The following is an 8,080-nucleotide window of genomic DNA, read 5'->3' as shown; positions in this document are numbered from 1 at the left end:
CGGCGCCGCCTGCGCCGCCGCCGGCGTCGACGCCGGCCGCCCGCTGCTGGTGTTCGCGCCGGGCGCCGAGTTCGGCGCCGCCAAGCGTTGGCCGGCGGCCCATTTCGCCGCGCTGGCGCGGCGGGCGCTGCTGGCCGACCCGCGCTGCCAGGTGGCGCTGCTCGGCTCGCCCAAGGACCATGAGGTCTGCGCCGAGGTGGCCGCCGCCGCCGGCGGCCCGGCCGCCGTGCACAACCTGGCCGGCCGGACCAGCCTGGCCGAGGCCATCGCCCTGATCGCCAAGGCCGACGCGGTGGTCGCCAACGACTCGGGCCTGCTGCACATCGCCTCGGCGCTGAACCGGCCGGTGGTGGCGCTGTACGGCCCGACCGATCCCGACCACGCGCCGCCGTTCTCCGACCGCGCGGCGGCGATCTCGCTGCGCCTCGACTGCGCGCCCTGCCGCCAGCGCGAGTGCCCGCTGGACCACCAGGACTGCATGCGCCGCATCGATCCGGCGATGGTCTGGCAGCGCCTGTGCGCGCTGCTGGCGTGAGCCCGCCGAGGATGGCCGAGACCATGCCCAAGCGCCTCTCCATCACCTTTTGGGCCACCGTGTTCGTCAGCGTCGTCTGCCTGGCGCTGGTGGCGATCGACGGCTGGCGCAGCTGGAACGCGCGCGCCGAGCGCCTGCTCGAGATGGAGCGCGCCACCTTCAACCTGGCGCGCGCCATGGCCCAGCAGGCCGACGACACCATCAAGGCGGCCGACACCAGCCTGGCCGACCTGGTCGAGCGCATCGAGGTCGACGGCCTGGGCGAGGCGGCGCTGGCGCGGCTGCACCGGCGCATGGTCGAGCAGGTCGCCGGCCTGCCGCAGCTGAGCGGCCTGTTCGCCTACGACGAGCAGGGGCGCTGGCTGGTCAACTCGCGCCCGCTGCTCAACGCCACCCTCAACAACGCCGACCGCGAGTACTTCCGCCACCACAGCGCGCATCCCGGCCGCAGCCCCTATGTCGGCCAGCCGGTGGTGAGCCGCTCGACCGGGCGCTGGATCATCCCGGTGTCGCGCCGCATCGACAAGCCGGGCGGCGGCTTCGGCGGCGTGGTGCTGGCCACCGTCGACCTCGACTACTTCCGCCGCTTCTACCAAAGCGTCGACATCGGCCGCCACGGCGCCGTGGCGCTGGTCAACAACGACGGCGTGCTGCTGCTGCGCCGGCCGTTCGACGACGCCACCATCGGCCAGGACCTGCGCGGCTCCAACCTGTACGCCGCCTTCATGCCGCAGCGCCTGGCCGGCAGCGCCTCGCTGCTGTCGCCGCTGGACGGCCAGGTGCGCCTGAACAGCTACCGGCCCCTGCAGCACTATCCGCTGTTCGTCACGGCGGCGCTGTCGCGCGACGAGATGCTGGCGCAGTGGCGCCGCGACACCTTCCTGCACTCGCTCGGCGTGGTGCTGCTGGCGGCCATGCTCGGCCTGTTCGGCCAGCGCCTGGTGCGGCAGATCGCGCTGCGCGAACGCGTCGAAGGCGAGCTGCGCGCCGCCCGCGACGCGCTCGAAAAAATGAACCGCACCTTGGAGCGCCAGGCCATGCAGGACGGCCTGACCGGGCTGGCCAACCGGCGCCAGTTCGACGTCACCTTGGGCAATGAATTCAGCCGCGCCATGCGCTACCAGCACGTGCTGGCCTTCGTCATGATCGACGTCGACTACTTCAAGCAGTACAACGACGAGTACGGCCACAGCAAGGGCGACGACTGCCTGCGCGCCGTCTGCGAGCAGATCCGCGCGCTGACGCCGAAGCGGCCGGGCGACCTGACGGCGCGCTACGGCGGCGAAGAGTTGGCCATCCTGCTGCCCGACACCGACCTGGCCGGCGCCCACGCCGTGGCCGAGCGCATCCGCGACGCCATCGAGTCGCTGCGGTTGCCGCACGCCGCCAGCCCGTTCGGCGTGGTGACCGTCAGCGCCGGCGTGGCGACCTTGCTGCCGCAGCGCGACGTGCACCTGGCCGGCATGCTGGTCGACGCCGCCGACCAGGCGCTGTACGCCGCCAAGTCCGACGGCCGCAACCGGGTGCTGCGCGCGCCCGGCCTGGCGCGCCTGGCGACGCCGCCAGCGCCACCGCGCACGGCCTAGCGTCGCCCCCGCTGGCCCAAGCCAAGGGGCCGGCGGCGCCAAAACCACCCAACGGCGGAGAGCCGGGGTCAGACCCGCTGGGTCTGACCCCAGATTTTCGCCGCTGGTTTTTTCTTCGTCGCAGCCACCGGGGTCAGCAGCCACCGGGGTCAGTGCCGACATTCGTACACAGACTCAGCAGTAAAACGATTCGATGGACTGGTTATGGTTGAGGTCGTGTCCAAATGTCGGCACTGACCCCGCCGGCTCTGACCCCGCCGGCTGACCCCGCCGGCTGACCCCGCCGGCTGGCTCCGCCGGCCACTGACCCCGCCGGCCGACCCCGCCGGCAGATTTTCGCCGCTGGTTTTTTCGTCGTCGTGCGGCGGGCGGCTTAGACGGCGCGCGTGGCGCCCAGCCGGCCGCTGCGCAGGAAGGCGTCGCGCTCGGCGCGGTCGGGCGGTTGGCAGCCTTCGCGCATCAGGTTCAGGCTGGCGCAGGCGACGGCGGCGCGCAGCGCGCGCTCCAACCCGGCCGGCTCGATCTCGGCCAATGCGGCGGCGCTCAATTGCCCACCTTCGTCGAGGCTGGACAGCAGGCCGGCCCAGAAGCTGTCGCCGCAGCCGACGCTGTCGACCACCGCCAAGCCGCTCGGCGCGGCCAGCGCCACGGCGGCGTGGGGCGTCAGCAGCACGGCGCCGTCGGCGCCCAGGGTCAGCGCCAGCAGCTTGGCGCCGCTGGCTTGCAGCAGCGCGCGCGCCGCCGCCAACGGCGTCCGGCCGGCGTGGCCCAGGTGCTCCAGATCCTCCTCGCTGACCTTGATCAGGTCGGCCTCGGCCAACATCCGCTTGACGCCGGCGGCGTAGGCGCCCAGGTCGGGGCAGACCAGCGGCCGCATGTTGGCGTCGATCGACACCAGCGCGCCGCGCGCCCTGGCCTGCGCGGCGATGGCGCGGGCCGCCGCCACGTCCTCCGTCACCAGCGCCAGGCCGCCGCTGTGGAACAGCCGTGGCGCCGCCGGCAGCAGGGCGCAGGCCTGCGCCGCCGTGATGTCGCGGTCGGCCACGCCGTGGCGGTGGAAGACGTAGGACGGCGTCTTGTTGGCGTCCAGCGTGATCACCGCCAGCGAGGTCGGCTGGGCGCTGGCCGCCGGGCTGGCCAACTGCACGCCGGCGTCGCCCAGCAGGCGGGCGAAGCGGCGGCCGAACTCGTCGCGCGACAGCGGGTTGAGATAGCTGACCGCCAGGCCCTGGCGCGCCATCGCCTGGGTGAAATTGCACACCGAGCCGCCCAGCACGGCGGCGAAGCGGCCGTCCGGCATTTCAATCATGTCGACCAGTGCTTCGCCATACGTTACCACCATGTTCCACTCCTCTTCATTGATACCGGCGACCGGCTGTGCCGGCGGCCTTAAAAACCACCCCAAAGCCGAGAGCCGGGGTCGGACCCGGCGGGTCCGACCCCGGATTATGCCTGTGGGTGGTGTGGTTTTACTGCTCCCCCGTCAGCACGCCTTTGCTGAACAGGAAGTTGGCGTAGGGTTGTAGTTCGCCCGTCTGCACGATGGCGTGGGCGCCGCGCACCCGCTCGTAGAAGGCGAAACGTTCGACCGCTTCGCACTGCGCTTCGGCGACGCCGCCGCTGGCCACGCACAGGGCGATCAATTGTTGCTGCAGCGGCGAGCGGTGGCCGTCCGGCGCGCCGCCGACGGCCATGAAGGCCACCGGCCGCTCGGCCACGTCGAGCGGCAGCACCGACAGCAGCGCGGCGCCGGCGCGCGCCAGGCCGACGCCGGGCAGGCGCAGCACCGGCTTGCCGCGGCCGAGCGTGGTGGCGGTGAAGTTGGCGTCGACCAGGGCGACGGTGTCGCCGTGGCCCATCTCGGCCAGCACCTTCAGCAGCTCCGGGCTGAGCAGTGGATCGATTCCCTTAAGCATGGGCCGCCTCCGGCAGGTCGCGCGGGTCCTTGGCGCCGGTCATCACGGCCACCGTGTCGGACATGCTGATGTGCTTGGGGTCGACCACCGCCACCCGCCTGCCCAGGCGCTGGATATGGATGCGGTCGGCGATCTCGAACACGTGCGGCATGTTGTGGCTGATCAGGATCACCGGCAGGCCGCGCTCGCGCACCCGGCGTATCAGTTCGAGCACCATATTGCCCTCCTTGACGCCGAGCGCGGCGGTCGGCTCGTCGAGGATCACCACGTGGCGCGCGAAGGCGGTGCTGCGCGCCACCGCCACGCCCTGGCGCTGGCCGCCGGACAGGGTGCCGACCGCCTGTTTCATCGAGCGGATGCCGATCTTCAGGTCGGCCATGTGGCCGGCCGCCTCGGCCAGCATGCGCTTTTTGTCGATCAGGCGCAGGCACTTGCCCAGCAGGCCGGGGCGCAGCAGCTCGCGGCCGAGGAACAGGTTCTCGGCGATGGTCATGGCCGGCGCCACGGCCAGGTCCTGGTAGACCGTTTCGATGCCGTGGCGGCGGGCGTCGATCGGCGTCTTGAAGCGCACCAGCTGGCCGTCCAGGCGCATCTCGCCCTCGTCGGGCACGATGGCGCCGGACAGCGCCTTGATCAGCGAGGACTTGCCGGCGCCGTTGTCGCCGATCACGGCGAGGATTTCGCCGGCGCGCAGGTTGAAGTCGGTGCCGTCGAGGGCGGTGACGCCGCCGTAGCGCTTGACCAGGCCGCGCGCCTGGAAGATGTCAGTCGTGGTGTCCATGCTCAGCCTTTCTTGTGGGTCAGTTGGTCGGTGGCCACGGCCAGGATCACCAGCACGCCGGTGACCAGGATCTGCACCACCGAGGGCACGCCCATCAGGGTCAGGCCGTTGCGGAACACGCCGACGATGAGCACGCCGACCAGGGTGCCGAGGATGGAGCCGCGCCCGCCGAACAGGCTGGTGCCGCCCAGCACCACGGCGGTGATGCTGTCGAGGTTGTCGGTCTGGCCGCCCTGCGGATCGCCGACGCCCATGCGCGCCACCGACAGCATCGCCGCGATGCCATAGAACAGGCCGGCCGTCATGTAGACGCCGAGCAGCACGCGCTTGGTGGCGATGCCGGTCAGCCGCGCCGCCTCGGGGTTGTTGCCCACCGCGTAGAGGTGGCGGCCCGGCGCCGTCTCGCGCAGGAACAGCCAGGTCAGCAGGTAGAGCGCCAGCATCAGCACGCTGCCGTAGGTGATGCTGGTCTGGCCCAGCTGGAAGGTGTTGCCGAAGAAGGTCATCGCCTCCGGCAGGCCGGTGACGGTCTGCGCCTGCGAGTAGATCTGCGTGACGGCGAAGGCGATGTTCATGGTGCCCAGGGTGACGATGAAGGGCGGCAGCTTGATGGCGGTGACCAGGGCGCCGTTGAGGTAGCCGATCAGCACGCAGGCGGCCATGCCGCAGGGCACCGCCAGGAAGGGATGCAGGCCGTAGTCGACGGCGAACTTGGTGGCGACGACGGAACCGAGCGCCATCGCCATGCCGCAGGACAGGTCGATGCCGGCGGTCAGGATGATCAGGGTCTGGCCGATGGCGATCACGCCCACCACCATCACCTGTTGCAGGATCAGCGAGAAGTTCTGGCCGCTGAGGAAGCGGTCGGACTGGCTGGCGAAAAAGAGGCCGGCCGCCAGCAGCGCCAGCACGGGACCGAGCACGTTGAGCGGCGGCAGCAGTTGCTTCAGGCGCTGCAGCGGCGGCGTGGCCGGCGCGGCGGCGGCGGGGGAGGGCGCGGGCGCGGGCGCGGGCGGCTGGCCGGCGGCGGGGTGGAGCGTGGAGTTCATACGTCGCTTTCCTTCAGTGAGTTGGGACGGGCATGGCCCGGTCCAGTCCGTTTTTGGTGAATCGTCCCCGACGTAGCGCGATGGTCGGGGTTTGCTGCTTCTGCTGTCGGCGCTTGCAAAACCACCCAAGGGCGAGGGGCTAGGGTCGGACCCCGCGGGTCCGACCCTGGTTTCTGCCCTTGGGTTGCATGGCCTTCGCGGCATGCCGGCCGGCCCTTGATGCGCGCCGCCCTGTCCGCGCTTCTTTTACTTGCCCCAGCAGGCGCTCAGGCCGAAGCCGCTGTCCTTGCTGTCGATGCCGGCCATCGGCTTGTCGCTGATCAGCGTCACGCCGGTGTCGACGTAGCCGCTGGCCTTCTTGCCGGTCTTGGCGTAGACCACGCCGGCGTCCACGCCCAGCCCGGCCATCTTCAGCGGGTACTGCTGCGCGGTGGCGGCGATGACGCCGGCCTTCAGGTCGCGCACGCCGGCGCAGCCGCCGTCGACCGAGACGATCATCACGCCCTTCTCCTTGCCGGCCGCCTTCAGCGCCTTGTGGGCGCCGGCCGCCGCCGGTTCGTTGATGGTGTAGACTAGGTTGATGTCGGGATTTTTCTGCAGGCAGTTCTCCATCGCCGTCTGGCCCTTGCCCTGGTCGCCGAAGCTGTCGGCCATGCAGACCACCTCGGCCGTCTTGGCCAAGCCGACGGTCTTGGCCGTGATGTCGGCGGCGCCGAAGCCGGCCAGGAAACCGTTGTGGCGCGCCACGCCGACCGGGTGGCCGGGGAACAGGTCGAGCGTGGCGATCTTGGCCGGCTTGCCGCCCAGCGCCGTCTTGGCGTACTTGCCGATCAGCAGGCCGGCCTGGAAGTTGTCGGTGGCGAACAGCGCGTCGGTGGCGTCGGTCGGATCGGCCGGGCTGTCGAGGGCGATCACCATCACGCCCTGGGCGCGCGCCTTCTTGATGGCCGGCACGATGGCCTTCGAGTCGTTGGGGGTGATCAGGATCGCCTTGGCGCCGGCCGAGATCATGTTCTCGATGGCGCCGACCTGGCCGGCGTTGTCGCCGTCGGCCTTGCCGGCCGCCGTCAGCAGCTTGGCGCCCTGCAAGGTGGCGGCGCGCTGGGCGCCTTCCTTCATCTTGACGAAGAAGGGATTGGTTTCGGTCTTGGTGATCAGGCCGACGATGGGCTGGTCGGCGGCGAGGGCGCCGGCGGCGGCGAGGGATGCGAGCAAACCGAGGGCGAGGTGGTGCCTTGCGTTCATACTTGTCTCCAAAAATTATTATGGGTGTGGCGTCATGGCCGATCGTGCTGCCGGCGCTGATTGGAAATATAGGCCCGAATAATTAATAAATCAAGTTATTTTATTTAATCGTGCGGGCCGGAAACAGCGGCTTGCGCGGCGATTGACGGCGCCCGGGCCGGCGCGCTAAGCTGGACCGCAGGCCGGCCCCGGAGCCGGTCCCCAACCCCGTTTTCACCGGAGCGCCCTTGACCATCCTCAGTTTGCCGGACCCGCAGTCCGATCCCATGTTGGCCCCCTTGCTGGCGCTGCTGGCCGCCCGCGCCGTGCCCGGCCGCCGCTTCCTGCTTGGTCTGGTCGGCGCGCCCGGCGCCGGCAAGTCCACCGTCGCCGAGCGGCTGGCGCAGAGCATGCCCGGCCGCGCCGTGGTGGTGCCGATGGACGGCTACCACCTGGCCAACAGCGAGTTGGCGCGGCTGGGCCGCGCCGGCCGCAAGGGCGCGCCCGACACCTTCGACAGCGCCGGCTACGTCGCCCTGCTGGCCCGGCTGCGCCAGCGCGCGCCCGGCGAGACGGTGTACGCGCCGCAATACCGGCGCGAGCTGGAGGAGGGCGTGGCCGGCGCCATCGCGGTGGCCGAGTCGGTCGAGCTGGTCATCACCGAGGGCAATTATCTGCTGCTCGAACAGCAACACTGGGGCGGCGTGCGGCCGCTGCTCGACGCCGTCTGCTACATCGATATCGCGCCGGCGTTGCGCCGCCGGCGTCTGCTCGAACGCCACATGCGCTTCGGCCGCGCCGAGGCCGACGCGCGCGCCTGGATCGACTCCACCGACGAGCCCAACGCGCGCCTGATCGAGGCCGGCCGCGGCCGCGCCGACCTGGTGCTGGGCGAATCGGTCGACACCGGGCCAATGCCGTAGTGCCGTCCAGCCAAGAAAACCCCAGGCGTACACCTGAAACCCACAGGCGTACACCTGGGGTGGGGG

The 8,080-nt window shown here is 71.0% G+C and carries 8 protein-coding genes; 3 read left to right on the top strand and 5 right to left on the bottom strand.

All coding sequences use genetic code 11. From position 1 onward, the window contains the following. Window positions 1-535, top strand: a 535-nt coding sequence (waaF, locus tag H7U20_RS30490) for a lipopolysaccharide heptosyltransferase II (RefSeq protein ID WP_233411043.1), incomplete at its 5' end; no start/stop codon positions are given. Between the two features lie 23 nt (window positions 536-558). Further along, on the top strand, window positions 559-2,121 hold the full coding sequence (locus H7U20_RS24240) for a sensor domain-containing diguanylate cyclase (protein WP_199761709.1): 1,563 nt from the start codon (window positions 559-561) through the stop codon (window positions 2,119-2,121). A 373-nt stretch (window positions 2,122-2,494) separates the two neighbouring features. On the opposite strand, the gene H7U20_RS24235 is transcribed toward H7U20_RS24240, so the two are convergent. From H7U20_RS24235 to H7U20_RS24215, 5 genes are all read right to left on the bottom strand, one after another. Next, the gene (locus H7U20_RS24235) at window positions 2,495-3,463 is read right to left on the bottom strand and encodes a PfkB family carbohydrate kinase (protein WP_199761708.1); all 969 of its coding nucleotides are present in this window, start codon (window positions 3,461-3,463) and stop codon (window positions 2,495-2,497) included. 127 nt (window positions 3,464-3,590) lie between these two features. After that, window positions 3,591-4,037 (bottom strand): RbsD/FucU family protein, encoded by a 447-nt coding sequence (locus H7U20_RS24230; RefSeq protein WP_199761707.1) that lies wholly within the window; start codon window positions 4,035-4,037, stop codon window positions 3,591-3,593. Next, window positions 4,030-4,818 carry an ATP-binding cassette domain-containing protein gene (locus tag H7U20_RS24225; RefSeq protein WP_199761706.1) on the bottom strand — a complete coding sequence of 263 codons (789 nt, stop codon included), beginning with the start codon at window positions 4,816-4,818 and terminating at the stop codon, window positions 4,030-4,032. Before H7U20_RS24225 ends, H7U20_RS24230 begins: the two co-directional genes overlap by 8 nt. A gap of 2 nt (window positions 4,819-4,820) precedes the next feature. Then, the gene (locus tag H7U20_RS24220) at window positions 4,821-5,867 is read right to left on the bottom strand and encodes an ABC transporter permease (RefSeq protein ID WP_199761705.1); all 1,047 of its coding nucleotides are present in this window, start codon (window positions 5,865-5,867) and stop codon (window positions 4,821-4,823) included. A gap of 246 nt (window positions 5,868-6,113) precedes the next feature. Further along, window positions 6,114-7,112, bottom strand: coding sequence for a sugar ABC transporter substrate-binding protein (locus H7U20_RS24215; RefSeq protein WP_199761704.1), 999 nt, complete (start codon window positions 7,110-7,112; stop codon window positions 6,114-6,116). A 266-nt stretch (window positions 7,113-7,378) separates the two neighbouring features. Between H7U20_RS24215 and H7U20_RS24210 the strand changes: the two genes are divergently transcribed. Next, a complete protein-coding gene (locus H7U20_RS24210) occupies window positions 7,379-8,014 on the top strand; it encodes a nucleoside/nucleotide kinase family protein (RefSeq protein WP_199761741.1) in 636 nt (211 codons plus the stop codon). The last annotated feature ends 66 nt before the right edge of the window (window positions 8,015-8,080 follow it).

This window comes from Rugamonas violacea (assembly GCF_016461825.1).
In the GTDB taxonomy this organism is placed as follows: domain Bacteria; phylum Pseudomonadota; class Gammaproteobacteria; order Burkholderiales; family Burkholderiaceae_D; genus Rugamonas.
Note: the sequence above shows the minus strand (reverse complement) of the source record. Positions and strands in the feature narration are given on the sequence as shown.

Bases quoted from the DNA above. Each gene is read 5' to 3' on its own strand.
- H7U20_RS24240 (WP_199761709.1), top strand. From the start codon at position 559: ATGCCCAAGCGCCTCTCCATCACCTTTTGGGCCACCGTGTTCGTCAGC.
- H7U20_RS24235 (WP_199761708.1), bottom strand. From the start codon at position 3,463: ATGGTGGTAACGTATGGCGAAGCACTGGTCGACATGATTGAAATGCCG.
- H7U20_RS24230 (WP_199761707.1), bottom strand. From the start codon at position 4,037: ATGCTTAAGGGAATCGATCCACTGCTCAGCCCGGAGCTGCTGAAGGTG.
- H7U20_RS24225 (WP_199761706.1), bottom strand. From the start codon at position 4,818: ATGGACACCACGACTGACATCTTCCAGGCGCGCGGCCTGGTCAAGCGC.
- H7U20_RS24220 (WP_199761705.1), bottom strand. From the start codon at position 5,867: ATGAACTCCACGCTCCACCCCGCCGCCGGCCAGCCGCCCGCGCCCGCG.
- H7U20_RS24215 (WP_199761704.1), bottom strand. From the start codon at position 7,112: ATGAACGCAAGGCACCACCTCGCCCTCGGTTTGCTCGCATCCCTCGCC.
- H7U20_RS24210 (WP_199761741.1), top strand. From the start codon at position 7,379: ATGTTGGCCCCCTTGCTGGCGCTGCTGGCCGCCCGCGCCGTGCCCGGC.